The sequence below is a fragment of the Bradyrhizobium sp. MI1.3 genome, assembly GCF_055811695.1.
Genome location: NZ_JBVVPQ010000215.1, coordinates 1 through 1030, shown reverse-complemented (window position 1 = coordinate 1030; position 1030 = coordinate 1). Strand labels below are relative to the sequence as shown.

The following is a 1030-nucleotide window of genomic DNA, read 5'->3' as shown; positions in this document are numbered from 1 at the left end:
CCTCCCGCAGAACAAAAGCGGAAAGTGTAACCCATGTGTCCGGTACGAACTGTCACCTATGTCTCGGGTCGCTCACCTTTGAAACTGCGGCGACATTTCTTCTCCTTTTTACGTTCATTGCGCCCGCGCTACCCTCGGGGAAGCACCGGGGAAGCACGAGCGCCAACTCTAGGCCCGTCGAACGGCTTTTACGCCGCCCAGGACCGCTCTTTTCAGTTCAAGTGCGGCCGCCTTTCCGCGGTGGCCTTTGCCTCCAACATTTTCATCGCTGCAGCCAAGGTCACGGCGGCGTCGATTTCGACCAGGTTGCCGGGGAGGGGGCGGAACTGGCCGGCGGCATTGCCTTTGAGCGGCGCCAGCATAGCTGCGGCGATCGCTGAGCTCACGTGGCACCGAATCAAGGCATTATCGTCTTCGATGGCCAGGATCAGGTCCGTCCCGCGGCGAGCGAGCAGGGCGCCGAGGTCATTAGGATTCGTCGAGGTTCGGAGGGCGATTGAGCTGCGCATAGTGTTTTGCCTTTCGAGCAAGATGCGAGTCCAGGGGCGAAATGACCGACACTAGGCGGCCCCGCGCACCTTTGGGCGTGCGCCTTGGACATACGCGCGCGGCCCCTGGACAAGATTTGTGATTGCCGCTCACCGGATTGGCTATCGGCTAGTGTTTCGGGCTTTCGACCCGCGATCAGGATGAGCTCAGTTGAAAAATCAGCAACGAGAATTTTGTCGATAAAAGTCTAATACGTTAAACCAGACAGCTGAGCGCTTGAACTGATTTGCGCATTTGTCGATTTCATCGCTTTTGTCGGGTTTTGAAATCGCGCATCACCATACAAGGAATGCCTGCCCTGCAGGCGTCTTTGCGACTCTAAGTGTCGAGTAGCGCCAATGACTTAGCTCGCTCGCGCGAGGCGCAATCTTGAGCAATCGCGCTTGCAGCGCTCGATGAAGTTCGGTGTCTCGTCGATACGACCGGTGACGGGCGCGTCGGCATGCGACGGCGCAGGGCACGGCCGCCGCCCACCCCCGCC

The 1030-nt window shown here is 59.2% G+C and carries 1 protein-coding gene; it reads right to left on the bottom strand.

Going from position 1 to position 1030, the window contains the following annotated elements; translation table 11 throughout:
- Window positions 1-212: 212 nt before the first annotated feature.
- Window positions 213-509, bottom strand: a complete 297-nt coding sequence (locus AC0L3A_RS40695) for a hypothetical protein (RefSeq protein WP_354129572.1) — start codon at window positions 507-509, stop codon at window positions 213-215.
- Window positions 510-1030 lie beyond the last annotated feature (521 nt).